We start from the raw sequence: 23,641 nt of genomic DNA on the forward strand, positions 1-23,641 counted from the left end.
GGCAGCTTATGGGACAGCAAAAACCGTTGGGCGGGGCCGGTCTACGCGGGCAGAGCGCGGGGGAGACCAGTATCTGCACCGTGGGCAAGAGCGGCACCGGTCTTACTTATCGCGGCTATGACATCAAGGAGCTGGCCGATAGCGCCCAGTTCGAGGAGGTCGCCTATCTGCTGCTCAAGGGGGAGTTGCCCGGTGAGCAGCAGCTTGACGCGTACAAGCGCGAACTGCGTCGCCTGCGCACTTTGCCGACAGCTCTGCTGGAGGTGCTGGAGCGGATTCCCGCCGATGCTCATCCCATGGATGTGCTGCGCACCGGCTGTTCCATGCTCGGCGATCTGGAGCCGGAAGATGGTTTCGAGCATGAGCATGAAGTGGCGGATCGGCTGCTGGCCGCCTTTCCGGGCATTCTGATCTACTGGTACAAGTTCAGTCACGAGGGCGTTCGCATCGCCCTCGATACCGATGAAGAGTGTATCGGTGGCCACTTTCTGGCGCTGCTGCACCAGAAGGCACCGAGCGAGCTGGAGCGGCGGGTGATGCATGTCTCCCTCATCCTCTACGCCGAGCATGAGTTCAACGCCTCCACCTTTGCCGCGCGAGTTTGCGCCTCAACCCTTTCCGACATGTTCTCCTGTATCACTGCCGCCATCGGCACCTTGCGCGGCCCGCTCCACGGCGGCGCCAACGAGGCGGCCATGGCGATGATCGAACATTGGCAAGATGAAACGCAGGCAAGGCGCGAACTGCTGGCCAAGCTGGCGGCCAAGGAGAAGATCATGGGCTTTGGCCACGCCATCTACCGCACTTCTGATCCGCGCAACGTCATCATCAAGGAGTGGTCGGCCAAGCTTGCCGAGGCGGTGGGTGATGATCGCCTCTATCGCGTCTCCTGCGAGGCGGAGAAGGTGATGTGGGAAGAAAAAGAGCTCTTTCCCAATGCCGACTTCTTCCATGCCAGCGCTTATCACTACATGGGGATCCCGACCAAGCTGTTCACGCCTATCTTCGTCTGCTCGCGGGTCACCGGCTGGTGCGCCCACGTGATGGAGCAGCGCGAGCACAACCGGATCATCCGCCCGAGCGCCGATTATGTCGGCCCGGCCCCCCGTCACTTTGTCTCTCTACAACAACGATAAGGAAGTCACGATGTCCGCCAACGTTGACGTCAACCACAGACCAGACCCTGATCAGGTGCTGGTCGATATTGCCGATTATGTCTGCAACCACCCCATTACCAGCGAAGCGTCCCTCGACACCGCCCGCTACTGCCTGATGGACACCCTTGGCTGTGGCCTCTTGGCCCTGCGCTTCCCCGAGTGCACCAAGCACCTTGGCCCCATAGTCCCCGGTACACTGGTACCCCACGGCGCCCGGGTGCCCGGTACCCAGCTCTGCCTCGATCCGGTCAAGGCGGCCTGGGATATCGGCGCCATCATCCGCTGGCTCGATTACAACGACACCTGGCTGGCCGCCGAGTGGGGTCACCCATCCGACAATCTGGGGGGCATTCTGGCCACCGCCGACTGGCTCTCCCGTACTCGCGTGGCCGAGGGCAAGGCGCCGCTCACCATGAGCGATGTGCTGGTGGCCATGGTCAAAGCCCACGAAATTCAGGGGGTATTGGCTCTGGAGAACTCCTTCAACCGGGTCGGTCTCGATCACGTGGTGCTGGTCAAGGTCGCCAGCACCGCCGTGGTGGCTCACATGCTGGGTGGCACCCGCGATCAGGTGATCGATGCGGTCTCCCAGGCCTGGGTCGATGGTCAGAGCCTGCGTACCTACCGCCATGCCCCCAATGCGGGTTCCCGCAAGAGCTGGGCGGCGGGGGATGCCACCTCGCGCGCGGTGCGCCTCGCCCTTATCACCATGAGCGGCGAGATGGGCTATCCCGGCGTACTGAGCGCGCCCAAGTGGGGTTTCTACGATGTGCTGTTCAAGGGCAATCAGTTCGCTCTGCATCAGGGGTACGGCAGCTATGTGATGGAGAACGTGCTGTTCAAGATCTCCTATCCCGCCGAGTTCCACGCCCAGACTGCGGTAGAGTGCGCCATGAAGCTGCATGGGCAGGTGAAGGGACGGCTGGAGGAGATCGACCGCATCGAACTCACCACCCATGAGTCGGCCATTCGCATCATCAGCAAGGTCGGCGCCCTCAACAACCCGGCCGATCGAGATCACTGCCTGCAGTACATGGTGGCGGTGCCACTCATCTTCGGTCGCCTGATCGCCGAGGATTACGAGGACGATGTTGCCGCCGATCCCCGCATCGACGCGTTACGCGGCAAGATGGTGGTGCAGGAGGATAAACGCTACAGCCGCGAGTATCTGGAGGCAGACAAGCGCTCCATTGCCAACGCCATCCAGATCTTCTTCAAGGACGGTACTCACACCGCCAAGGTGGCGGTGGAGTATCCGGTCGGCCATCGCCGTCGCCGGGAGGAGGGGATCCCGCTGCTGGTGGAGAAATTCCAGCACAATCTGGCCACCCGCTTCCCGGCCAAACGGGTCAGCGACATTCTGGCCCTCTGTCAGGATGGGCCGCGCCTTGCCGCCACCCCGGTGCACGCCTTTATGGATCTGTTGGTGATCTGATCGCTCTTGCATTGGCCAACATATCGGCAAACAGTGATAAACGAAAAGCGGGCTCATCGGCCCGCTTTGTTATTCTGGCGGCTTATCCCTAGATAAGCCTTACCCAAGCGCACTGCTGTCGCCGCTAAAGAGCGCCGTCATGAGCGCCGTCTCGCGACTGGCGATGGTTTCGAGAAACTCGTTGGCACGCCCCATCTGATGACACACCTGATAACCACGCTCGACAAAGGAGAAGAGCTCGCCAAGCCCCGCCAGATGGGCGGGCCCTGACACCAGCTTGAGGGTTGCCCCCAGCAGCGGCTTTCTCGCCAGCCTGTCCAGCGTCATGCCAAGCTCGCTCACCAACGCAATCTGATGTTCCCGGCGCACCTGCTCGCCAACGGCACGATAGGCGATGGTGTAATGATCCGGCGTGATGGGATCAATGCCATCAATGCGCCGCAGCGCCACCACCATCAGATAGTCCAGCTCTTCGGAGAGAGCGTCGAGCTCGATCGCTTGGGCCAGCACCTTGAGGCCGGACTCCGGCAACAGCCGCTCGGCGGTTGGCATCACCCGCATCACGTCCGCATCGCGGCGGGCGCAATCCCCGGGGCCATAGAGATCGGTCAGGAAAAACTCGGCGGCAGGGCCATAGCGGTCACTCTCCAGCAGATCTCGATGGGTCCGCCCCAACCGGTCGGCCTGCCACTGGCGTAGCCGATCCCGATCCTGCAGATCCTCCTGGTGAGCACGCATCTGCTCGCGCAAGGCTGCAACCCGATTGAGCTGGCGGTAGAGCCGACCCAGGGTGCTATCGTCGTCGTGGGCATGTTCTTGATGCGTCATCTACAGCTCTCTGGCCTTGGGCCCATTGATGGGAATTCGGTGATACGAAGATACAAGTGAATGAAAAACAAGCAGCTTTTGCTGACCGTTCCGTGACAAGTGTAGCGCGCGCGGGGGAGGGAATAAATGCTATGCCCCGCTGATGGCCTGCATCCCTCTCGACTCTGTTAAGTGAGTCCCATTTATGTGAACCATCCTTTCATTTGTTGTGAACATGTGTTTAATATCAATAACTAACTTATGACCCAGAGTAACGACCATGTTCTTCAACTCGCTCGCTGGCAGCAGAGCACTCTCTATCATTCAGATCAGCCGTCAGCATCCGCTGGGACTGGCCGCCGCCCGGATCGCGGCCGAAGCCATCGCTGCGGACATGAGCGAGAGCTATCAACTCGATTGCGAATGGGCGGATGAAGAGGAGACCGAGCTACGCTTTCGCAGCTCAGGGGTACATGGCACTCTCACCCTGGACGAAGATACCCTGGAACTGGAAGTGCATCTTGGTTTGATGCTGTTGCCAGTACGCAGCGTACTGGAGCAAGAGATCCTCGATTATGTCGACAATCGCTTACCTTGCCCCAAACGTGTTTGAAACTCTTCGTTGCACTGGTTTTAAATAAACCAGCTGTAAACGATGGCTGTTTGAAATAAGTTGGCAAGCCATATGGTTTGTCAGATTTATTATCCAGCGAGGTTCTTGATTCTATTTGTCAGTAATCTTTCATCTTTATTTCATATTTCGAGTCGGCACTCATTAAAGTCATTCTGATTGCATCAAGTCTTCATCCGTATATGAGGGCAGGATCAATTTGCCGTCTCGGTAAATTCATTTTGTAGGGAAACAACCATGCCACTGAGTGAATTTATCTCCTGCGTCGATACCGCCTGGTTACGCATGGACAGACCCAACAACCTGATGCAGATCATCGGTGTCCTGATGTTTGAAGGGGAGCTTGATGAAGCGCGTCTGCGTGCCGGATTGCGCCACACCATTTCGGTGCAACCCCGCTTCCACCAGCGGGCCCTGCTGGAGGGGGGCTCCTACTACTGGCGCCATGATCCCGATTTCGATCTCGATCAGCATCTCAAGCGAGTGATCCTGCCGGGTGAAGCGGGCAAGCTGGAGCTGGAGAAGCTGGTGGCCGATCTCGCCTCGACGCCGCTCAACCACCAGCGCCCCCTGTGGGATATGCACCTGACGGACACTTCGCTGGGTGGGCAAGCGCTGGTGGTGCGCATTCACCACGCTATGGGCGATGGCTTCTCGCTGGTGCGAGCCATGCTGACCATGATGGATAACACACCGGAAGGGGCGCCGCGACCACCGTCACCGGAGCCACTGGATGACAGCGATGACGAGGATGATGAGGATTGCCACCAGGGCAGCCGTCTGGTGCGAGCCGGTCTCAAGCTGACCGGTAGCCTCTGGTCCAAATATGTCGAAGTGGTCACCCATCCCACCAAGGCGGTGGATTACCTCAAGACCGGGCGCGATCTGGCGAGCGAGCTGTGCAATATCGCCACCCTCGGTGATGACTCCCCCTGCCGCCTGCGGGGTAAGACCACCAGCACCAAGCGGGTAGCCTGGTCGGAGCAAATTGATCTGCCGGATATCAAGGCCGTGGGCAAGGTACTGGGCTGCTCGGTCAACGATCTGCTGATCGCCGCCACCGCAGGGGCGTTTCGCCACTACCTGCAGGAGAAGGGGGATGATGCCAACAAGGTCAAGATCCGCGCCCTGGTGCCGGTCAATATGCGTGCACCGGACGATGAGGGGGCACTTGGCAACCGCTTCGGGCTGGTGGCCCTGGACTTGCCACTTGATGTTGAACACCCGTTGCAGCGGCTCTATACCGTACGTGACCGGATGCAGGCGCTGCGCACCTCGCTGCAACCCGTGGTGGTGCTCAACCTGTTACATGCCCTTGGCATGGCACCCAATGCGGTGCAGCAGCAGGCAGTCGAGCTGCTCACAGCCAAGGCCAGTGCAGTGATCACCAATGTACCCGGCCCGCAGCAGACCCTCTATCTGGCCGGTGCAAAACTACGCCAACCACTGTTCTGGGTGCCGCAATCGGGAGATATAGGAGTCGGCGTCTCCATCCTCTCTTACGATCACAAGGTGCAGCTGGGCCTTATCACCGACAAGAAGCTGGTTCCGGATCCGGATCGGGTGGTCGAGCGGTTTGCAGTGGAGTTCGAGCAACTGCTGTTGCTGGTGCTGATGGAGCCGGAGCTGTTGTTCGACCCGAACGGCCTTGATGCGCTGCTGGGTTGAGCGTGCACTTGAGCGACCGGTGACGACGTAGCCAACCGGTCAGCCCCCATCATAAAAGAGGCCAACCCGCGGGTTGGCCTCTTGTTTTACTACCTCTTAGTGGCAGGAGTGGCGGTTAATCCTCCAGCTCTTCCCGCGCCGCCTCCACATCGAGGCGCTCCATGGCATCCATGGGTTCGCACTCGGCCGCTTCAGCATAGAGGGCTTCGGCTGCTTTCAGGCGGCTCTTGCCGTGCAGCATCACCTGAGCGTTGGCGTACTCCATGCGAGCGATAGCCGATTCGGGGATCAGCGCCAGCGCCTCCTTGAAATGACGCTCGGACTCCTCCTTCTTGGCGCCATAGGTGAGGCCGCCGATCATGCCCCCCAACTTGTCGACGATCTCGGCGTGCCAGGCGCCAAAGGCAATATGGGCCTCGGCGTGATGTGGCGCCAGCTCCAGCGCCTTCTCAAGGCTTGCCTTGATCTTGTCGCCAATTCCTTGCGAGAGGGCCTTGGAGATGGAGATCACCTGGCTGTAGCGCCCGAGGGCCAGAGCGTGGAAATACCAGGCGTTGGCGTTCTTGGGTTGGCGCTTTTGCAGCTTCTCGGCATGGCTGGCCGCCCGCTCGAAGGCGGCGCGCTTGGCATACTTGTCTTCCAGCAGATAGCTGGCGTGGATCACCAGCGCCTTGTTTGCCACATTGAGGCCCGCCTCACCGGCCGCTTCGCCAAGGGCGACGGCCCGGGCAAAATCCCCGGCATGATAGGCCCGCCAGGCATCCTGTACCTGCTCATCCTCGGGCCAGGGTTCGGCATCCCCCTGATGGAGACGCTCCCAGTTGTCCGCCAGCTTCTGGCCAGCATACTCATAGGCCGCATCCGCGTAGGGGAAGGGGACAAATTCGAGTTGTGAAGTGGTCATGCTTGTTCTCCCTGTAGCATGTGAATCAAACCTTGTCGGTGTAGTGGTGGGCGAGGGCGCCCAGATGAGCGCGGGCATCGGCCCGCAAATAGGGTGCGACCAGTTGCATCACCTGAAAGACGCCGAGGGCGATATCGGCGTCCGCCTTGGGGTACAGTGCCCGCTGGTAAGAGATCCAGAATGTGCCCACCAGCGCCACATTGGCCGCCAGCGTGCGCATCTGTTGCGTCGTGCCCTCCATCAGCCCGACCGTTTGCAGATGGTTGCAAATGGCGATGGCGGTCTGCTCCTTGCGGCGCAGCAGGGCGGAAAAGCGCTGTTCCACCTGATGATAACCACTCATCAGGGTCGCGATATCGTAGTAGAGGAAACGGTACTGCCAGATGGCTTCAAACATCAGGTGGAGAAAGAGCCAGATATCTTCGGGCTCATCGGACGGGGTGCTGACCGCCTCCAGCAGGCGATCCATCTGCTGTTCAAATTCGCAGAACAGGGCGTTGACGATCTCCTCCTTGTTGTGGAAGTGGTAGTAGAGATTGCCCTGGCTGATCTCCATCTCGGCCGCAATGGCCGAGGTGGTGACGCTGGGTTCCCCTTGTCGATTGAAGCAGGCGAGGGCAGTGGTCAGGATCCGCTCCCGGGTACGACGTTTGGGTTTGCGATCCATGCTACTCCTTTGGTGATGAACGGCGCACGCCGTGGCGATAGCGTTTGGCAAGCCAGTGCTGCAACTGCTCCAGCGACTTGTCGAGGGCGGCGACCGAGCCAATGCCGGGGGCCAGCAGGGTGCGATCTTCATCGGCCAGCGCGGCCAGATTGAGCTCGAGGCCATGCTTGGCCAGCACCGGCGCCAGCTCGTTACGACGCTGCCAGAGATCGCGGCGGGTATGCTGGTAAGCGTGCTCGCAGAGACGGCGGCGATACCGATAACTGAACACATTGGTGAAGAACATCTCGCCATCGGCAGAAGAGGGCTCAAACAGCAGGGCGTCAGCGTCGGGATATTGGTGTTTGTAGCGATCCATCCCCACATGCATGCGGGAGTGGATGATGGCGCGAAAGGTTTGGGCCAGTACCACCGGCAGACCGCTGTCCACCAGATTGGTCGGCGCGCCGGCGGCCATGTCCGCATCATAGGGAACCAGCGGATTGATGCAGAACACCAGATCCGCCCCCTCTTCCAGCGCTACCGAAGCGTGCAGAGTCTTGATCAGCGCCCCGTCCACATAGTAACGACCGTTGATCAATGAAGGGGGAAAGAGGCCGGGCAGGGCGGCCGACGCCTGTACCGCCGCCGAGATAGGCACGTCATCGAGCCCCGGGCTGCCGAAGGCGACCGGATGGCCGGTATCGAGTTCGGTGGCGACCACAAACAGTCGACTGCGCAGCTGGCGAAAATCGTTGCTGCGGCCGGGACGAGAAAAAAACTGGGTCAGGGTGCGATCCACCCCGCGGTTGTCGAACAGTCCGGTCGGAATGGCCTTGGAGAGTCCCTGCAGCGATTCAAACAGGCTGCGCTTCCAGGGCGCCGCCAGATAGTAGGTCAGGCTCTGCCAAGCCAACGGCGGAATCGAGGTCAGGCGGTCAGCATATTCACGAAAGGCGGGGCGCAGCAAGGTGGCCGGGTCAAACATCTCTCCCGAATCATCGCTGAGCAGGATCCGCACCAGCTTAGCCGGCGAAATGCCGTTGGCCAGCGCCGATGCCACCACGGCCCCCGAACTGACGCCAACATAGATATCGGCATGGTCAAGGCGCAAGCCACTGATGCTGTCAGAGAGGGCAGCGCAGGCACCGATCTCGTAGATGCCGCCGAGCGGCCCGCCGCCAGCAAGGGCAATTGCGATGGTACTCATAGCGTCGCCTCTCTATCCATGATATTCACCATGACAAGACCGGCCCAGCGCAGGGCATGGGCCGGTATCAATCACCTTCCGTCACCACGAGGGATCAGGGCAGGACGCTCTCTGCTTTGGCCTTCACCTCTTTCACCGCGTCTTCGGCGGCGGAGAGGAGATCGGCGGCCTGCTCAACCACGGCCTCTTTAGCCTTGGCTACCGGTGCCTTCTTTACCGGAGGCTTGCGGGCAGCGGGCTTTTTGGCTGCAGCCGGTTTGGCTTCTGCGGCAGGGGCTTCCTCTTCCTGCGCATCCAGCAGTTGCTGGACCACGTCGGTCAGCTCGGCCATGCGCTTGGAGAGCTTGTCGATATCCTTACGGGTCGGGATGCCGAGGCTGGCCACAGCGCGGGCCACGCGATCTTCGAACACCTGCTCCAGACGGCCCCAGGTATTGGCGGTCTTGTCGGTCACAGCGGCAATCTTCTCGTCTGCGCTCTGACGGGTTTTGGCCTGTAATGCTTCCCCTTCCTGCACCAGCGCTTCAAAGATCTTGCCACCCTCTTCCTGCGCCTTGGCATAGGCACCCAGACCTGCCAACCAGATCTGCTGGGTGGACTCTTTGATGGTGGAGGTGAGTTGGTTGTCGGTCACTGACCCTGCCAGCGCTTTCAATTTCTTAGCCATGATCTTCTCCTTGAATAACGACAGATAAATGTAATGGCGACAACGAAACTGCAATCGAGTTGTGGCATTACTGATTTTTCAACTTCAGTCTAGGGACAAAAAATAGAGGGTTCTACCTAATAACGGAACAGGCACACCACCGAAATTAGGGTTTGCTCACGAACCGACAATCAAATTGCGGATTCCCATATGAATCGTGATATATCTAACAACCTAGTAACACCCTAATCAGTAGCAGGATTCTCTTTATGAACTATTTCATTACTGGCGGTAGTGGTTTTATCGGGCGTCGATTGATCAAAAAGTTATTCCAACAGCATCCTGACTGTATCGTCTATTTTCTGATGCGCGCCTCTCATCAGGATAAATTGCCGGAGTTATTTGCATTCTGGAATGTGGATGAATCGCGCGCAGTCCCGGTTTTTGGCGACATGACGCAACCGCTGCTGGGGGTATCGGTCGAGATGCAGGAGCAGTTGATCGGCAAGATAGACCACTTCTTCCATCTGGCTGCCATCTATGATCTGAACGCCAAGGCCGGGATCCAGCAGCAGGTCAACACCGAAGGGACCCGTCAGGCTGTTCAACTTGCCGAGCGGCTGGGGGCTGGACAGTTCCACCACTGCAGCTCCATCGCTGCAGCGGGCCTGTTCGATGGTCTGTTTCGCGAGGATATGTTTGATGAAGCCGAGCACCTCGACATGCCTTACTTCCAGACCAAGCACGAAGCGGAAGGGATTGTGCGAAACGAGTGCACAGTTCCGTGGCGAGTCTATCGACCGGGGATCGTTGTCGGTGACTCCAACACCGGCGAGATGGACAAGATCGACGGTCCTTACTACTTCTTCAAGACCATCCAGAAGCTGCGCCGTCTGCTGCCGCCCTGGATGCCCGCCATCGGGGTTGAGGGCGGGCGCATCAACATAGTGCCTGTCAACTTTGTGGTCGATGCCATGGTGCATATCGCCCATCAGGAGGGAGAGGAGAACAGAACCTTCCACCTGACCGACCCCAACCCGATGCGGGTTGGCGATATGCTGAGCACCTTCTCCCGCGCCGCCCATGCGCCAGAGCCTGCGATCCGCATCAATGCCTCTCTCTTTAATTTCATTCCCCGCCACCTGACCGCCATGCTGATGACCATGGCGCCAGTGCGCCGTATCCGCGATGCCGCCATCGCCGATCTGGGTCTACCCAAGGATGTGTTCCGCCTGATCAGTTATCCCACCCGTTTCGACAGTCGCGAAACCCAGCGGGTACTGAAAGGGACAGGCATCGAAGTGCCGCCGCTGCACAGCTACGCCTGGCGGTTGTGGGATTACTGGGAGCGTCACCTCGACCCAGAGCTCTTCATCGATCGCTCCCTGCGTGGTCGGGTAGAGGGCAAGGTGGTGCTGGTGACCGGGGCAACCTCTGGTATCGGCCGTGCAACCGCGCGCAAGCTGGCGGGTGCGGGGGCCAACGTCGTGACCATCGCTCGCGACGAGCAGAAGATTGCCGAGACTAAAGCCGAGTTTGCCGAGCTGGGGCTGACCATCGAGATCTATCAGGGGGATCTCTCAAATCTGGCGCAGGCCGAGGAGATCACCGCTCGCATCGTGGCCGATCACGGCGGCGTCGATATTCTGGTCAACAATGCCGGCCGCTCCATCCGCCGCTCCATCGAGGACTCCTTCGATCGCTTCCACGATCTGGAGCGCACCATGCAGCTCAACTACTTTGGTGCGCTCAAGGTGATCATGGGGGTACTACCCACCATGATCGAGAAGAAAAAAGGCCACATCATCAACATCTCCTCCATCGGGGTGTTGACCAATGCACCGCGCTTCTCCGCCTATGTTGCCTCCAAGTCGGCCCTCGATGCCTGGGTGCGTACCGCCGCCTCCGAGTTTGCCGATAAAGGGGTGAGCTTCTCCATCATCAATATGCCGCTGGTGAAAACGCCGATGGTCGCGCCGACCAAGGTCTATGAGCAGGTACCTATGATGACGCCGGAAGAGGCCGCCGATCTGGTGTGCGATACCATCATCAACAAGCATGTGCGACTGGCCACACGCCTCGGGGTGTTTGGTCAGGTGGTGCATGCCCTGGCACCTCGTGTTGCGCAGGTGATCATGAATACCAGCTTCCGCACCTTTGCCGATCCCAAGGATGGCGACAAGTCCAAGGCGACCGCAGATCAGGTTGCCGTGTCGACCCTGATCAAGGGTATCCACTTCTAACCGGGTGATACGATAAAGAGATCAACAGGGGCCTGAGCAATCAGGCCCCTGTTTTATTTGGAATAGCAGTTGAAGAACGATCAAGGCGGGTCAGACTCGGACAGCAGATCAAGTAGCAGATCAGTGGTGCGACGGGAGTAGAGCAGAGAGAGATGGCCAATGGCGGGCAACTCGATATCTTCCATTCCCGCCAATCGTTGCCGCTCCTGCGGCATCACCACATTGTCGTGACTGGTGCGCACCGAGATGCCGGGCACGCAAAGCGGCACAGAGGCAAAACGCTGCAACCAGCCGGAACCGGGCTCCATCTCACGGGCATTGGCCCCAAGCCCAAGGGCGGCAAGCTGACTGCCCTGATGGGGGGTGGCCAGGGTGATCAGGCACTCTACCTTGTCACCACCATGGATAGCCAGATAGTCGCGGCAGACCAGCCCGCCCATACTGTGACCGACCAGCACCAGCTTGTCAGCCCCGGTTTGCGCCAGCACATCGTCAATTCGCTTGGCCAATAGCGGCACCATCTCATCGATATGACCAAATGGTGGCATCAAGGTAATGGTGGCGACCACATGGCCTGCGGTCTCCAGTCGGGTGCGCTGGGTACGCCAGATCCCGCGACTGCAACCGTAACCATGCACCAACAATACAGGGCGCTGGCATGAACGCAGCCGATCGGGTGCCATCAGCAAAGGCTCGAACGGTAGCAACAAGGTGAAGGTATAGAGGTAGGCCAGCATCTCCTGCGCCATCATCTTCACCCTGCGCCAAGGGCCGATAGCCGGGGAGGGGTAGAAGCGGGTAAACAGCCAGCTGCCGAGCACCACCAGACAACGCAACCCAAGCAGGGCAAACACGACAAACAGCAGGGTCAGCAACCAGGGGAGTCCCACGACCAAATGGGCGATACTCCCGAGGAGCAGCACCTCTACCATCAGCAGAATAAACAGGTGTCGTACGATCGTCATAAGGCCATGATCCGACCAGTCAGGCGTGGACGTCAAATGGCACTTTGAGACAGCTTGATCCAGCGCGGCTTTTGTCGCTACACCCCAGCGAACTCTTTTCCGGTGAGGTTATTTGCAATGCTGTATATCCATACATATACTCTATCCGTCATCACCAAGAGGAGGCCATCATGGCTGTCGAGATCAAATATGTGGTTGTTCGTGGGGGAGTGGAAAAAATGACCTTTGCCAGCAAAAAAGAGGCCGATGCCTATGACAAGCTGCTGGATACGGCCGATGAGTTGATGACCCTGTTGGCTGGCGCCCCGATCGAGCTGGCACCAGAGCAGCAAGAGAGTCTGGCATTCTACCTGGCAGAGCAGCGTGATGTGCTGCAAACCCTGCTGCGCGGCGGCAAGGTTCAGGCAGGCACGAAAGAGGAAGAGGCTCCAGCAGCCAAGCGCAAGGAGAAGCCACTCAAACAGGTGGCCTGATGGCACAGACCTTATTTCTCGGGATAAATGGTTCAACGCATTCACTTTATTTGCATTTAAAACCATTTTCACGGCTATTTACCCCGAGAATTTTTTAACCATGCTGCATATCCTATGCATAACTGAATAGCGTGCACCACTGAGCGACATCAGCCAGATCTATGAGGAAATAATGAGCAAACAGTGGAGAGAACGTTATCCAGATCGCTCCCGGTTACCTTAATCAGCAACAACAAGAGGCAGTACCAATCCCAATAGAAGCCGCATTCATCTATCACGAGCCCTTTTCTATCGTCTCGGCTCACAGGCTCATATCGATTCATCTCATCATCAACAAGCAACACCATGACTCAACAACCATTATCCTTGCCGCCAGCCATGCCGCTGTTTGACAGCCTTATCTATCTGGAGGCCGGTAACCCACAGGTCAATCAGTACCTTGCCAACCTCAGCCTCAACGATGTACCCGATGCCGGTCTGGTTTACGAACTGGCGGTCGATTGGCTGCTGGAGCAGCGCAACAGCGAAAACAACTACAAAACCTATCGCAGCGAACTGACCACTTTTTTGCACTGGTGCTTTCGCGAGGCGGCCATCAGCCCGAAAGATCTCACTCGCCGCATCATGATCCGCTATCTCGACTACTGTCAGTCCCCCCCTGACGAGTTGATCGCCTATCGCAACGTGGCGCAGTTTGTCCTCGACAAGGAGTGGGGAGAGCGGTTGCCCAATCCGCAATGGCGACCGTTTCTCGGCAAGCGGGAGCTGGGCCGCACCTTGCCCTATCGCCTGAGCGAGCAGGCGATGAAGACCAAACTCGCCATCTTGTCGGCCTTCTTCCAGTTTCTGATCCAGGAGGAGTACATGGACAGGAATCCCGCTCTGCTACTGCAGCGGGTCAAACGGCCGCAACAGCTGGAGGCCGATGATCAGGTGCAGGCCTTCAGCGAGTTGCAGTGGTCATACGTGATGCAGGCTGCCGATACCCTTGCCAACGACCATCCGGAGCAACACGAGCGCAGCCGTTTTCTCACCATTCTGATGTACGCCTGCTATCTGCGGATCTCTGAGGTTGCAGCCCGGCCGGGCTTTACCCCAGTGATGGGGCAGTTCAGGCGGGATCGCAAAACCGGCGTCTGGGGCTACTTTATTCCGCAAAGCAAAGGGGGTAAACGGCGTACCGTAGCGGTATCCCAAGCGCTGCTGGCGGCACTCGAACGCTACCGCCGCTTCCTCGGTCTCTCTCCCTTGCCGACACCGGATGAACAGACACCACTGTTCGTTCGCCATAAAGCGGCAGCACATGGTCGCGATCAGGGGGAACTCAACGCCAACCTTGGAATTCGCCAGCTACGGGATTTGATCATGGTGATCATCGGTAAAGGGGCAGAATTGGCAGAGCAGGATGGATTTGTCCAGGATGCGGCCGAAATGCTGCAACTCTCTCCCCATGCGATCCGCCACACCGGGATCACCCATGACATCAACCTGCATGGGCGGCCGCTCTCCCACGTACAGGCCGATGCAGGACATGACAGCATCGACACCACTTCGAAATACCTGCACACCAGCAACAGTGAACGACATGAGAGCGCCCAGCAAAAGCCGCTGGACCGACTGAATCAACAGGTGAGAGATAACGTTCACAAAAGCTAACGAACAATGTGACGTGACCCTGATTTGTATTGACTGCTCTTAGAACACATAATGGCTTGTTTGGGGTGTCATAGAAGTTGGCGCGGCAATGTTGTACGTCTCTGGATGGCAATCGGTTCAGGGAATATTTTTGGCTCACATGGATGATTCCGAACAGGCTCCTTGCCATCTGCGGCATACATATTTATCCCGTAGCAGAGAAGCAAAAAACAGAATTGCTTGCTGAAACAACGAGAACACCCGATGCCGAAAGCTAAGTAACATGCCGGAAGCAGTCATATTCGGTTGAACAGCGCCTTGTTATCACACTTGCATATCCAGTCATCATTGGTGATATTGATATCAATATTAACGAAATACCAAGGAGCGGGTATGCAAGTGGCAGTGGTGGAAAAGACCTTCAGGATCGTTGGCAAAGGGTCTCTCATAGCCCAGTTCACCTTTATATCTTCTGACACGCTGCATATCTGGTTTCCGGATGTGGGCCTGCAGATGGAGGCCCACTGCAAAGAGTTGCGTATCGAAGATTGCACCATTATCTATACCAATGGCCTCCATCACGGCCAGCCCAGAGCACTCTGGTCCTTAACCCTCCATCCCGATGATATGAACGAGCTCAAACGTATATTGCAGCAGTTCAACAGCAACCTCTACTTGACCTGCCAGCCACCCACATTGGCCATCGCCAAACGTGCCTTGAATATGAATTGACCCGACTTCCAAAAAGTCGCAATCATGCCAGCCACAACAATAAGCCGTGAGGATTAAGGGGAGGGGAATCTATCGCGATAGTCGACATTTTTTTATGGCTGTTTTACAAGAAGGAGTATCAATATTTCCAGAGAGAGACCTCTCAAGTAGGGGACAGAGATTTCCAAGAATATTCACGGTAATGACGATAGTTATAACGGTGAAAATCAAACATAACGCTCAATAAGTGAGGGGGATTCCGCACAACGTATTGATTTAATAGTGAACTCTTGTCTCAAAATGGGACATTTGTGATTTCAGAATATCGACTAAGGGGAGGGGGTATATCTGATCATTAGGATGACTACTTCAACCAGGAAAAGGCACCGCCTGACTTCCTGGTTGAGCGAGTAGATGTTGTGGGCGAGGGGGCTTTGGCGGATCAGTTGGCCAAGTTGGCCGACCTCTACATTGCAAAACAGCAGGGGAACCGGCTGAATAAAGACTTATTATCTCTCACGATGATGCCGATAAATGGGATTATCGGCATTAATTACAAGTAGCTCTCATTTACTTTTTCTTCGGTTTATCAGTTTCTTTCACCGTTGTACTGGGGTGCTTATCTGCATATTTCTTTGGAACATACTGTCCTGTTTCTGCGTCACGGTACTTAGGTGCAGGCTTCTTTGCCATTCAAGGATCCTCTATAGTTGATTAGCGCAGCCTCATGAGAGGCCTCATTTTTATCGCACAATACATTCCCATGGACAAGTTGAACGGCATACGAGAATAAAAGATCAAATCTCTGACCCTGAATTCAACATCCTATCAAGCTCATCAAATGTACCAGCATTGGGATCACACTGAGCCAACAGTTCTTCCAGCGTGTAGCGCGGCTGGCCACGCAGATTGGCGCGAGCGCGCTCCACATCATCAAACGCCGCAGTCAGCAGCGCCGGATCGCCATCTTCAAGAGCTGCTTACAGATAGGCAACCATATCGGCCTTGGTGGCCAAGCAGTCAACCGCATCAAAGCGGCTCCATTGTTCAGTTCTCTTCATTCCGTCCTCCTGCACCCGTCATTGCGCATAATGTCTGGTGGTTATGTTGAAGACTCGGCCCCCTGCAATAATCCCGCAGGGGCAGGGGGCTCCCGAAGGGATGTTTAATATAACCCGCATTATGCGAAATCTTTTTGTCTAAGTTACTTTAATGCTTGTGCATTTTGTAACCGTTGCTATACTCATTAAAGCAACAGTGACAAAAAGGAACTTCGTCATGGACTACAAGCAGCACATCGCAGACCTTCGCGCCCGTTACAACAGCCTCCTTGCCGCTATTAAGCAGCCAGACCTCTACGGTATTATTGAGTCTCTGGAGGCTCTTGGTATGACACCAGCTGATTTGCCTCTTGATGAGCCTGTGTGGCCTTCCAGAGCGATTCCTCTGCGTCGTGCCATTGAGGCCCTTATGATTGAGGCCGACATGGAAGCCGATAAGCTGGAGAAGGAATTGGTCTCTTTGCCGCCCAAGCCATCCAAGAAACCTTCACTTATTTCAGTCCCGGATTCGGCCAAGGTTTTGTCTGATGGCATCAAACAGATCAACGCCAAGAACGACAAGATGATTGCCGATACGTTGGCCCGTCGTTCATCTCTCGCACCAGTAACCGCGCTGGCCGAGCCACAAACAGAGGTAACAGTGACTAAAAGAAAAGCGCCCACTAAAAAGCCCAAGCAGGAAGCTTTGGCAACAGTTACCGAAACAATCCAAGAATCGCAACCCGTCGAGCCTGTTGAATTGGTAACAGTTACACAAGTTGAGCCTCAACCCGAGCAGGCCAAGCCGAAACGCCCCCGGGGGAGACCTACTTTAGGTGATCGCCCCATGACTTCAGCTGAAAAGCAGGCCGCTTATCGTGCCCGCCATAAGATGAAAAAAGTAACTGTCACCTTTGACCGTTCTGATGCTGATGAGCTTCTGACCTATCTGACCGCTGTTGCAAGTGGCATCACTTTTCCCCTTGATAAACAACTGGCTACGCGGCTCCGTGATGCCTGTCAGTCGGCTTGGGTTGGTCAGCTTGTTTCTGATGCTACGTCATCCACCGATGCATAACGGTTACGTAATCAGGGGCGCAAGCCCCTACAAGCCGCCCACTACTGCCCGTGTTGGCCATCACCGTTTCGCGGCGGAACACGCCCATCTGTCCCAGAGACTGGGACACCCCCCTTCCTGCTAAACCGGTCTTTAATGCCCGGGAACGTAGGCCACCCTCGCGTCCTCGTGTCGTAGACAAAAGACTGTCGACTTCTTGCACCTCTTTAGGCATTAAAAAACCCCAGCCATGGGGCAGGGGTCTTTTGGGGCCTCTCGGAGTCCGGGGGCCAGTAACACCCGGACTTTGGTATGGAAACCCGTACTTCCTTTTTGTTTTTCTTTTAAAAACAACTCTTTAGGGGCGGACTTTTGGTATGGGTTTGCCATAGTGAGATAAATCACTCTTGCAATGGCTACATTCTTTGCTATATTGGCAGTTGTAAGTTTCACTATGGTAGTTAAGGGGGTGCCATGTCACAGTACTGGTTTCTTAGTCCAGCTCAAATAAGGGGGCTCAGTTTTGGGGCTCGTTCGACTTATTACAGCTGTCTTTATTTAGCAACTGTTACCGATAATCGCCGCTGGGATAGGGATATACAGCTTTTTGATGTAGTTCCTCCCTCGACCTATTACCGTCACAAAAAAGAGATCCTCGAAAAGACAGGGCTCGATTTGAAAGATATGTTTCCTGGCAACCAGCCCAAGCTGGTTCAAAACCCGATTTATGGGTAACTGTTACCTATAAAAATGCCGGAGCTGCAACTCCGGCTTGCATTATCATCTACGGAGAAAATCAAATGCTTGAACATTCTAACACCTCAGAAACTCAGGATATCGTTGCCTTGATTGCTACCCATGTTTCGCATGAAAAAAAATCATCCGAAGGCATCTCTGAATTGCTTCAGATGATGAAAGATAGGGTCGAGTCTCATACCGAATTGCTCTCGGGCTTAATTTCTATGTCTCAGCATGGTTTTCAGCTTGATAGCTTCTCTCATGTGCTTGAGACCCTGTATTCCCAATCCGAAGAAATCACTCAATGTCTTAGCTTGCTGGCTATTCCTTCCAGCTCTGACGAGTCACACTGATAGTAGGCCCAGCGGACTTTATCGGTAACTGTTACCTCTAACGGTTCGCTTCCTTCTGGCCATCCACCTAAGGCCGCACTGGTTTTACTTTGCTGTATCCCCATGCTCTTATGGTGCGTGGTTTCGAACAGCCCGTTCATACCCCCGTTTAGGGGGTGTGGACGGGTTTTTTAATTCCACGCCATCTTGTTCGGTGGATCCACTTCGTTTTTGCTCGCCGGCACTTGGCTGTTTGCCCAGGTGCGCAGCACCCGTCACTAGGTAACCGTTACCAGAATTAACGCCGATAACTAGCTTTATCGGCATCAGCCAGGACAACTGGGTGATTGCGCATAATGTTCGGGGTTATGTTGAAAACTTGGCCCCCTGCGAAAATCCCAGCGGGGCAGGGGGCTCCGCAGGATTTTTAATATAACCCGCATTTGGCGCAGTCAGAAAATAATGGTAACAGTGACCGAAATAACCTTGCAATTATGGTAACAGTGACCGATAATGTAAATACGGTAACAGTTACCACAAACAAGGGAATGACCATGAAACTCACTTGCACCAAATCAGGACTTGGAATTGAAGCTGGCACCCAGTATCCCGTTCTCTCAGAGAACAAGCTTGCTTGGGTGATCGTCATCGGCCAGATGGAAAAGAAGGTCACTAAATCGACTGGGCTTTTTGCTGGAGCCCCCAAGAATGGCCCCTCCTTTGGGCTGGTAACAGTTACCGAAACCCAGCTTGACCTAATCCCCAAAAAGCGCCCAGTGGGTCGCCCCAAAACTGGCAAGGCTCTTTCCCCAGCTGAAAAGCAGGCCCGCTATCGCGCCCGCCAAGCTGAAAAAACGGTCACTGTTACCTTTAATCGCGCTCACTTGGCCACACTCAAGACCTTGCTTGCCAATGCCCCCCAATCCCTCGGCTTGCCTTCCGGCGAACTGGACAGCCTGGCTAAATCTGTGTTTGATGCGGCGCTCAAGTAGTTCCCGACCTATCCGCCCCCCGCGCTGCCTCCCTGCATATGTTGAGCAGCGCGAAACATGATAAAACTTCTTTTCCGCAGGGCGCTTGCGTCCCGAGGACGTATGCCCCCCAAGCATCTGCCCCCTCGAATGCTAATCAGCGGCGGGCCTTTCCGCTGTAAAACCCCCCCTTCCTGCAAAACCTGTCTTTAAGGCCACGATAGAGTGCTCGGTCGGAAAGGTTGAGGAAGGAGCGCAGCGAGGACGAGACCTTGTAGGCCATAGAGCGCGTGTGGTGACAAATATCGCTGCGTGTCGTAGACAAAAGACACTCTAGGTCTTGCACCTCTTTTCTTTGCTCAACAAAAAACCCCGCTCTCGCAGGGTTCTTTTCTTTGCTGATGGGGCAGGGGTGAGGCGAAACATCTTTTCGTTTCGGTGAACTCCTGCTTGCCCCTCTGTCGAGTCCGGGGGCCAGTAACACCCGGACTTTGGTATGGAAACCCGTACTTCCTTTTTGTTTTTCTTTTAAAAACAACTCTTTAGGGGCGGACTTTTGGTATGGGTTTGCCATAGTGAGATAAATCACTCTTGCAATGGCTACATTCTTTGCTATATTGGCAGTTGTAAGTTTCACTATGGTAGTTAAGGGGGTGCCATGTCACAGTACTGGTTTCTTAGTCCAGCTCAAATAAGGGGGCTCAGTTTTGGGGCTCGTTCGACTTATTACAGCTGTCTTTATTTAGCAACTGTTACCGATAATCGCCGCTGGGATAGGGATATACAGCTTTTTGATGTAGTTCCTCCCTCGACCTATTACCGTCACAAAAAAGAGATCCTCGAAAAGACAGGGCTCGATTTGAAAGATATGTTTCCTGGCAACCAGCCCAAGCTGGTTCAAAACCCGATTTATGGGTAACTGTTACCTATAAAAATGCCGGAGCTGCAACTCCGGCTTGCATTATCATCTACGGAGAAAATCAAATGCTTGAACATTCTAACACCTCAGAAACTCAGGATATCGTTGCCTTGATTGCTACCCATGTTTCGCATGAAAAAAAATCATCCGAAGGCATCTCTGAATTGCTTCAGATGATGAAAGATAGGGTCGAGTCTCATACCGAATTGCTCTCGGGCTTAATTTCTATGTCTCAGCATGGTTTTCAGCTTGATAGCTTCTCTCATGTGCTTGAGACCCTGTATTCCCAATCCGAAGAAATCACTCAATGTCTTAGCTTGCTGGCTATTCCTTCCAGCTCTGACGAGTCACACTGATAGTAGGCCCAGCGGACTTTATCGGTAACTGTTACCTCTAACGGTTCGCTTCCTTCTGGCCATCCACCTAAGGCCGCACTGGTTTTACTTTGCTGTATCCCCATGCTCTTATGGTGCGTGGTTTCGAACAGCCCGTTCATACCCCCGTTTAGGGGGTGTGGACGGGTTTTTTAATTCCACGCCATCTTGTTCGGTGGATCCACTTCGTTTTTGCTCGCCGGCACTTGGCTGTTTGCCCAGGTGCGCAGCACCCGTCACTAGGTAACCGTTACCAGAATTAACGCCGATAACTAGCTTTATCGGCATCAGCCAGGACAACTGGGTGATTGCGCATAATTAATGGTTACGTTAAAAGCGCCCCCATTTCCCCGCTTGGCAACTTTGCCAGATTCGAGCGGTACAAGTGGAATGGAACGTAACATAACAAAAAACTTTATATTTCGGTGGTTTGAGTGCGGTTTGAGTCCAGAGGAAACAGCAAAACTTTGTTTTGTTTCCGTGACAGAGGTCACACTCTGGGACGAGGGGAAAGCGATACCGCCTGTATGCAAAAGAGTCATGAGGATGGCAGTTGGACGGGAGCTGCCAACCGTTTTTACACGATACTGGGATGGATGGCGCATGGCAGGCCATCACCTGATCACCCCTGCGGGCACCTATTTGTCACGGCAGCGGCTCGAAATCATTGAATCCTTTGGGTCAGAAGACCTTCAAACCTTGAGAGCCGGTGCGGCGCTGCGGCGTTCGACGACCTCAGTCAAGTGAAAGCCTTAAAAGCCTGTTTTGCAGGGAGGAGGGGGATCGCGCCTCGGGTCTAGATGGGCGCGTTTCGGCGCTCGGCTACGTCATTTCAATTTGACGTAATCGGGCGCCTTATAGGGGCTACCGCCCCTGTTCTATGGTGGTGAGACCTTGAGGGGCTGACTCTGGCGGGGGATGACAGGGCGAGTATTACGGTGATCGTTAACCGAAATCAGGGGGTGTAATTGGGTGCTGGTAGCACCACGCTTTGATGTGCCTGATCTTGTTGTTGTCGAGATTATGCAACAGCCACTCGGAGTTAAGCGCATGTTCGGCGAACTGGTAGTCGTCACCATGCCAGACCACAATCTTTCGACCTGGCTCCGGTCGCTCGGTCAATGGCCGCCAGTCGTAGACCTGAGCTTGAAGCGATGGAGGGAGACCATTTCTGTGATCGGTTATCAATGCCCGCACCGCTTCAAGACATCCGTTAGGGACACGGACCATTGTTGTTTCTTCACCCTTGGGCCTTCCGGCACCTTCACGAACGCCGCCCCTAGACATAGCGTGACTCCCTGATCAGGGCCTTGACCTGTACCACTGACAAGCCTTCTGGTACTGGCAGTTCAGCGACATCTGCGCCTTCGTGGCAGACATCAACACGGCGGTCTCCCTTGAACCAAGAGAATTCAAACCCTGTCTTAGGGCAGTACCCCTCCAGTATTCCGCTGGCGTACTCGAAATTTACCTTAGCCATTTTCGCGAACCCCTTTTATTGATTTATGTTTACATAATTCAGTGTAGGCAAAGACCTGATTTCTGTCAACAGAATTCAAACAGGAGAGCGTCAAATGTCTGCGGCAATTTCTCAGCATCAGAATATGGAGGAGGTGCTGGCCTTGGCGACCTCGGATGGAATTTCCCTACGGTCTGGCGGGGTGTCCTTCGGCTTGGCAGTCTGCTCCCGAAAGAGCATCTTGGTATCGCCCTTCTGGGCCACTACGCCGTAAGACTTGAGAGTGAGAGTCCAGCCCAAATCCTGCAAGTCCGCCATGCGCCATGTAGCGAGGCTGACATCATTCTGATCCCAGACATCAACCCAGAAGTCCAACAAGTTGCCATCGACTGTCACGAGATACGTGAGCGCGGTTCTGTTCTCGCCCACCGAGTCGAGAAAGAAGTCATCCAGCTTGGGCTTGGCCTTGGGAACTGGGGCGGCCTGAGCCGGTGCACTGGTGCCAGTGGCTGCACTGGGGGCGGGTGTTTGTTGCTCAACAACCTCGTTCACCGGCGCGTTGAAGTCCGAGATGATGTAGTAGATCGCATAGCAGGACGCCAAGAAGCACAGGATGGAGAGCGGGACGCCAAACCTGATCTTCCACCCCTTGAGAGCGTTTGACCGGTCATCAGAATACGTCCCCATGTTGTTATCGTCGGCAGTGGTCGAGGCGTAGGTGCCGAAGTACTTGGTTTCGTATGATCGGATACCAGATTGCACCTTGGTGAACTCGACCTGAGTGCGACGACCGGCGGCCAGCAGTTCGCCGCTGTAGGAGGTCCACGTGTACCGGTTGACCTGACCAACAGCATCCAGCTTCTTGAAGACGAGCTTACGGTTGCAGCGATAGCGCCAGATGGAGTGCAGGTCGTTGAGGTTCTGCCCCATGCCGATGATGTCGATACCGCGGTGCCGGTGTTCGGATACGAAGTCGGTGATCTCATCGCCCAGTTTGCGCTGTGCTGCTCGCCAGTACTTGTGAATTTCGTCAACGACTATCAAATCCTTGTCTTGCGCGACCTCCTGAATGCGCATGACCTCTTCGTCTGTGAGCTCAATCAAGAGCCTCCTGCACTCCTCCTCTGGTATCTCGGCAAGGTCGGCTATCTGGGCATGGTTGAGGCCGTTGATACGCGCAATAACGCGCCTGCCGGTCTTGAGGGCGGGGATGATGACGAACACCACCGCCTCATAACTCTTGCCTGATCCAGGCATCCCTTCGTGGAAGATAAACATGATCGGTCACCTTACCACTGGAACAGCGTCACGAACTTACGGACGATGCGAAACAGCAGCGCAGAGGCGAAGACGCCGATGGCATACGAGAAGCCCGTCTTGTCGAGGAAGTAGACGATCTGGTCAGGTAGCCCGATGAACAGGTCATTGAGGCTATAGGCCAAGATATCGGGCATCGGTATCAGGCTGATGGCCGCTCGCATGGCCGCCAGCAGGGTCTCGAACAGCGCAAGCAGGAAGTCATTAACGAACTGGATGATCGCCAGAACGATGGAGAGGATCCACGCTGCAAAGCTGTTGATGATGTCTTTGAGCCAATTGGTGAAGTCGCCCAGCATAGTG

At 55.6% G+C, this 23,641-nt stretch carries 25 protein-coding genes; 15 read left to right on the plus strand and 10 right to left on the minus strand.

What is annotated here, in order from left to right; translation table 11 throughout:
• Window positions 1-8 precede the first annotated feature (8 nt).
• On the plus strand, window positions 9-1,136 hold the full coding sequence (gene prpC / locus OKB77_RS07805; RefSeq protein WP_150389117.1) for a bifunctional 2-methylcitrate synthase/citrate synthase: 1,128 nt from the start codon (window positions 9-11) through the stop codon (window positions 1,134-1,136).
• A gap of 10 nt (window positions 1,137-1,146) precedes the next feature.
• The gene (locus OKB77_RS07810) at window positions 1,147-2,592 is read left to right on the plus strand and encodes a bifunctional 2-methylcitrate dehydratase/aconitate hydratase (RefSeq protein WP_150389116.1); all 1,446 of its coding nucleotides are present in this window, start codon (window positions 1,147-1,149) and stop codon (window positions 2,590-2,592) included.
• Window positions 2,593-2,691: 99 nt separating this feature from the next.
• On the opposite strand, the gene OKB77_RS07815 is transcribed toward OKB77_RS07810, so the two are convergent.
• The gene (locus OKB77_RS07815) at window positions 2,692-3,420 is read right to left on the minus strand and encodes an FFLEELY motif protein (protein WP_150389115.1); all 729 of its coding nucleotides are present in this window, start codon (window positions 3,418-3,420) and stop codon (window positions 2,692-2,694) included.
• 259 nt (window positions 3,421-3,679) lie between these two features.
• Here OKB77_RS07815 and OKB77_RS07820 point away from each other — a divergent pair, with 259 nt between their 5' ends.
• Window positions 3,680-4,012, plus strand: a complete 333-nt coding sequence (locus OKB77_RS07820; protein ID WP_270817337.1) for a polyhydroxyalkanoic acid system family protein — start codon at window positions 3,680-3,682, stop codon at window positions 4,010-4,012.
• Window positions 4,013-4,267: 255 nt separating this feature from the next.
• Window positions 4,268-5,698: a wax ester/triacylglycerol synthase family O-acyltransferase gene (locus tag OKB77_RS07825; protein ID WP_150389113.1), complete on the plus strand. Its 1,431-nt coding sequence runs from the start codon at window positions 4,268-4,270 to the stop codon at window positions 5,696-5,698.
• A 115-nt stretch (window positions 5,699-5,813) separates the two neighbouring features.
• Here OKB77_RS07825 and OKB77_RS07830 read toward each other — a convergent pair whose 3' ends face one another.
• The 4 genes from OKB77_RS07830 to OKB77_RS07845 all read right to left on the minus strand — a co-directional run bounded on the left by OKB77_RS07830 (window position 5,814) and on the right by OKB77_RS07845 (window position 9,125).
• Complete coding sequence (locus OKB77_RS07830; RefSeq protein ID WP_199415864.1) at window positions 5,814-6,602, minus strand: hypothetical protein; 789 nt, start codon at window positions 6,600-6,602, stop codon at window positions 5,814-5,816.
• Between the two features lie 25 nt (window positions 6,603-6,627).
• Window positions 6,628-7,269 carry a TetR/AcrR family transcriptional regulator gene (locus OKB77_RS07835; protein WP_204381932.1) on the minus strand — a complete coding sequence of 214 codons (642 nt, stop codon included), beginning with the start codon at window positions 7,267-7,269 and terminating at the stop codon, window positions 6,628-6,630.
• 1 nt (window position 7,270) lies between these two features.
• A complete protein-coding gene (locus OKB77_RS07840) occupies window positions 7,271-8,458 on the minus strand; it encodes a patatin-like phospholipase family protein (RefSeq protein WP_270817340.1) in 1,188 nt (395 codons plus the stop codon).
• Window positions 8,459-8,552: 94 nt separating this feature from the next.
• Window positions 8,553-9,125: a phasin family protein gene (locus tag OKB77_RS07845; protein ID WP_005333118.1), complete on the minus strand. Its 573-nt coding sequence runs from the start codon at window positions 9,123-9,125 to the stop codon at window positions 8,553-8,555.
• A gap of 248 nt (window positions 9,126-9,373) precedes the next feature.
• On the opposite strand from OKB77_RS07845, the gene OKB77_RS07850 reads away from it, so the two are divergent.
• Window positions 9,374-11,347 (plus strand): SDR family oxidoreductase, encoded by a 1,974-nt coding sequence (locus OKB77_RS07850; protein ID WP_236353214.1) that lies wholly within the window; start codon window positions 9,374-9,376, stop codon window positions 11,345-11,347.
• Between the two features lie 80 nt (window positions 11,348-11,427).
• On the opposite strand, the gene OKB77_RS07855 is transcribed toward OKB77_RS07850, so the two are convergent.
• Entirely contained in the window at window positions 11,428-12,312 is an 885-nt protein-coding gene (locus OKB77_RS07855) for an esterase/lipase family protein (protein WP_265775553.1), read from the minus strand.
• Between the two features lie 170 nt (window positions 12,313-12,482).
• On the opposite strand from OKB77_RS07855, the gene OKB77_RS07860 reads away from it, so the two are divergent.
• The 3 genes from OKB77_RS07860 to OKB77_RS07870 all read left to right on the plus strand — a co-directional run bounded on the left by OKB77_RS07860 (window position 12,483) and on the right by OKB77_RS07870 (window position 15,152).
• A complete protein-coding gene (locus OKB77_RS07860) occupies window positions 12,483-12,785 on the plus strand; it encodes a YebG family protein (protein WP_005333111.1) in 303 nt (100 codons plus the stop codon).
• Window positions 12,786-13,163: 378 nt separating this feature from the next.
• On the plus strand, window positions 13,164-14,441 hold the full coding sequence (locus OKB77_RS07865; RefSeq protein WP_270817360.1) for a tyrosine-type recombinase/integrase: 1,278 nt from the start codon (window positions 13,164-13,166) through the stop codon (window positions 14,439-14,441).
• Between the two features lie 372 nt (window positions 14,442-14,813).
• A complete protein-coding gene (locus OKB77_RS07870; protein ID WP_270817341.1) occupies window positions 14,814-15,152 on the plus strand; it encodes a hypothetical protein in 339 nt (112 codons plus the stop codon).
• Window positions 15,153-15,701: 549 nt separating this feature from the next.
• Here the strand turns inward: OKB77_RS07870 and OKB77_RS07875 are convergent.
• Window positions 15,702-15,824, minus strand: coding sequence for a multidrug transporter (locus OKB77_RS07875; RefSeq protein ID WP_108540654.1), 123 nt, complete (start codon window positions 15,822-15,824; stop codon window positions 15,702-15,704).
• Window positions 15,825-16,409: 585 nt separating this feature from the next.
• Between OKB77_RS07875 and OKB77_RS07880 the strand changes: the two genes are divergently transcribed.
• From OKB77_RS07880 to OKB77_RS07910, 7 genes are all read left to right on the plus strand, one after another.
• Window positions 16,410-17,249 carry a hypothetical protein gene (locus OKB77_RS07880; protein WP_270817342.1) on the plus strand — a complete coding sequence of 280 codons (840 nt, stop codon included), beginning with the start codon at window positions 16,410-16,412 and terminating at the stop codon, window positions 17,247-17,249.
• Between the two features lie 453 nt (window positions 17,250-17,702).
• Complete coding sequence (locus tag OKB77_RS07885) at window positions 17,703-17,963, plus strand: hypothetical protein (RefSeq protein WP_270817343.1); 261 nt, start codon at window positions 17,703-17,705, stop codon at window positions 17,961-17,963.
• A gap of 65 nt (window positions 17,964-18,028) precedes the next feature.
• On the plus strand, window positions 18,029-18,319 hold the full coding sequence (locus tag OKB77_RS07890; protein ID WP_270817344.1) for a hypothetical protein: 291 nt from the start codon (window positions 18,029-18,031) through the stop codon (window positions 18,317-18,319).
• A 533-nt stretch (window positions 18,320-18,852) separates the two neighbouring features.
• On the plus strand, window positions 18,853-19,290 hold the full coding sequence (locus OKB77_RS07895; RefSeq protein ID WP_270817345.1) for a hypothetical protein: 438 nt from the start codon (window positions 18,853-18,855) through the stop codon (window positions 19,288-19,290).
• A 637-nt stretch (window positions 19,291-19,927) separates the two neighbouring features.
• On the plus strand, window positions 19,928-20,188 hold the full coding sequence (locus OKB77_RS07900) for a hypothetical protein (protein WP_270817343.1): 261 nt from the start codon (window positions 19,928-19,930) through the stop codon (window positions 20,186-20,188).
• 65 nt (window positions 20,189-20,253) lie between these two features.
• The gene (locus tag OKB77_RS07905; protein ID WP_270817344.1) at window positions 20,254-20,544 is read left to right on the plus strand and encodes a hypothetical protein; all 291 of its coding nucleotides are present in this window, start codon (window positions 20,254-20,256) and stop codon (window positions 20,542-20,544) included.
• 564 nt (window positions 20,545-21,108) lie between these two features.
• Window positions 21,109-21,309 carry a DUF3653 domain-containing protein gene (locus OKB77_RS07910; RefSeq protein WP_265760375.1) on the plus strand — a complete coding sequence of 67 codons (201 nt, stop codon included), beginning with the start codon at window positions 21,109-21,111 and terminating at the stop codon, window positions 21,307-21,309.
• A 198-nt stretch (window positions 21,310-21,507) separates the two neighbouring features.
• Here the strand turns inward: OKB77_RS07910 and OKB77_RS07915 are convergent, their stop codons facing one another.
• The 3 genes from OKB77_RS07915 to OKB77_RS07925 form a co-directional block, all read right to left on the minus strand.
• A complete protein-coding gene (locus OKB77_RS07915) occupies window positions 21,508-21,849 on the minus strand; it encodes a hypothetical protein (protein ID WP_100645861.1) in 342 nt (113 codons plus the stop codon).
• Window positions 21,850-22,159: 310 nt separating this feature from the next.
• Window positions 22,160-23,299 (minus strand): zonular occludens toxin domain-containing protein, encoded by a 1,140-nt coding sequence (locus OKB77_RS07920; protein ID WP_100645859.1) that lies wholly within the window; start codon window positions 23,297-23,299, stop codon window positions 22,160-22,162.
• An 11-nt stretch (window positions 23,300-23,310) separates the two neighbouring features.
• A complete protein-coding gene (locus OKB77_RS07925) occupies window positions 23,311-23,637 on the minus strand; it encodes a hypothetical protein (RefSeq protein WP_100645858.1) in 327 nt (108 codons plus the stop codon).
• Between the last annotated feature and the right edge of the window lie 4 nt (window positions 23,638-23,641).

The organism is Aeromonas sp. Y318-3, assembly GCF_027706185.1.
Classification (GTDB): domain Bacteria; phylum Pseudomonadota; class Gammaproteobacteria; order Enterobacterales; family Aeromonadaceae; genus Aeromonas; species Aeromonas veronii.

Excerpts from the sequence above, each read along its gene's own strand:
- OKB77_RS07830 (WP_199415864.1), bottom strand. The coding sequence starts at position 6,602 with ATGACCACTTCACAACTCGAATTTGTCCCCTTCCCCTACGCGGATGCG.
- OKB77_RS07880 (WP_270817342.1), top strand. The coding sequence starts at position 16,410 with ATGGACTACAAGCAGCACATCGCAGACCTTCGCGCCCGTTACAACAGC.
- OKB77_RS07905 (WP_270817344.1), top strand. The coding sequence starts at position 20,254 with ATGCTTGAACATTCTAACACCTCAGAAACTCAGGATATCGTTGCCTTG.
- OKB77_RS07890 (WP_270817344.1), top strand. The coding sequence starts at position 18,029 with ATGCTTGAACATTCTAACACCTCAGAAACTCAGGATATCGTTGCCTTG.
- OKB77_RS07865 (WP_270817360.1), top strand. The coding sequence starts at position 13,164 with ATGCCGCTGTTTGACAGCCTTATCTATCTGGAGGCCGGTAACCCACAG.
- OKB77_RS07820 (WP_270817337.1), top strand. The coding sequence starts at position 3,680 with ATGTTCTTCAACTCGCTCGCTGGCAGCAGAGCACTCTCTATCATTCAG.
- OKB77_RS07815 (WP_150389115.1), bottom strand. The coding sequence starts at position 3,420 with ATGACGCATCAAGAACATGCCCACGACGACGATAGCACCCTGGGTCGG.
- OKB77_RS07915 (WP_100645861.1), bottom strand. The coding sequence starts at position 21,849 with ATGTCTAGGGGCGGCGTTCGTGAAGGTGCCGGAAGGCCCAAGGGTGAA.
- OKB77_RS07835 (WP_204381932.1), bottom strand. The coding sequence starts at position 7,269 with ATGGATCGCAAACCCAAACGTCGTACCCGGGAGCGGATCCTGACCACT.
- OKB77_RS07870 (WP_270817341.1), top strand. The coding sequence starts at position 14,814 with ATGCAAGTGGCAGTGGTGGAAAAGACCTTCAGGATCGTTGGCAAAGGG.
- OKB77_RS07900 (WP_270817343.1), top strand. The coding sequence starts at position 19,928 with ATGTCACAGTACTGGTTTCTTAGTCCAGCTCAAATAAGGGGGCTCAGT.
- OKB77_RS07840 (WP_270817340.1), bottom strand. The coding sequence starts at position 8,458 with ATGAGTACCATCGCAATTGCCCTTGCTGGCGGCGGGCCGCTCGGCGGC.
- OKB77_RS07845 (WP_005333118.1), bottom strand. The coding sequence starts at position 9,125 with ATGGCTAAGAAATTGAAAGCGCTGGCAGGGTCAGTGACCGACAACCAA.
- OKB77_RS07860 (WP_005333111.1), top strand. The coding sequence starts at position 12,483 with ATGGCTGTCGAGATCAAATATGTGGTTGTTCGTGGGGGAGTGGAAAAA.
- OKB77_RS07920 (WP_100645859.1), bottom strand. The coding sequence starts at position 23,299 with ATGTTTATCTTCCACGAAGGGATGCCTGGATCAGGCAAGAGTTATGAG.
- prpC (WP_150389117.1), top strand. The coding sequence starts at position 9 with ATGGGACAGCAAAAACCGTTGGGCGGGGCCGGTCTACGCGGGCAGAGC.
- OKB77_RS07925 (WP_100645858.1), bottom strand. The coding sequence starts at position 23,637 with ATGCTGGGCGACTTCACCAATTGGCTCAAAGACATCATCAACAGCTTT.
- OKB77_RS07875 (WP_108540654.1), bottom strand. The coding sequence starts at position 15,824 with ATGGCAAAGAAGCCTGCACCTAAGTACCGTGACGCAGAAACAGGACAG.
- OKB77_RS07910 (WP_265760375.1), top strand. The coding sequence starts at position 21,109 with ATGGCAGTTGGACGGGAGCTGCCAACCGTTTTTACACGATACTGGGAT.
- OKB77_RS07850 (WP_236353214.1), top strand. The coding sequence starts at position 9,374 with ATGAACTATTTCATTACTGGCGGTAGTGGTTTTATCGGGCGTCGATTG.
- OKB77_RS07825 (WP_150389113.1), top strand. The coding sequence starts at position 4,268 with ATGCCACTGAGTGAATTTATCTCCTGCGTCGATACCGCCTGGTTACGC.
- OKB77_RS07810 (WP_150389116.1), top strand. The coding sequence starts at position 1,147 with ATGTCCGCCAACGTTGACGTCAACCACAGACCAGACCCTGATCAGGTG.
- OKB77_RS07855 (WP_265775553.1), bottom strand. The coding sequence starts at position 12,312 with ATGACGATCGTACGACACCTGTTTATTCTGCTGATGGTAGAGGTGCTG.
- OKB77_RS07895 (WP_270817345.1), top strand. The coding sequence starts at position 18,853 with ATGAAACTCACTTGCACCAAATCAGGACTTGGAATTGAAGCTGGCACC.
- OKB77_RS07885 (WP_270817343.1), top strand. The coding sequence starts at position 17,703 with ATGTCACAGTACTGGTTTCTTAGTCCAGCTCAAATAAGGGGGCTCAGT.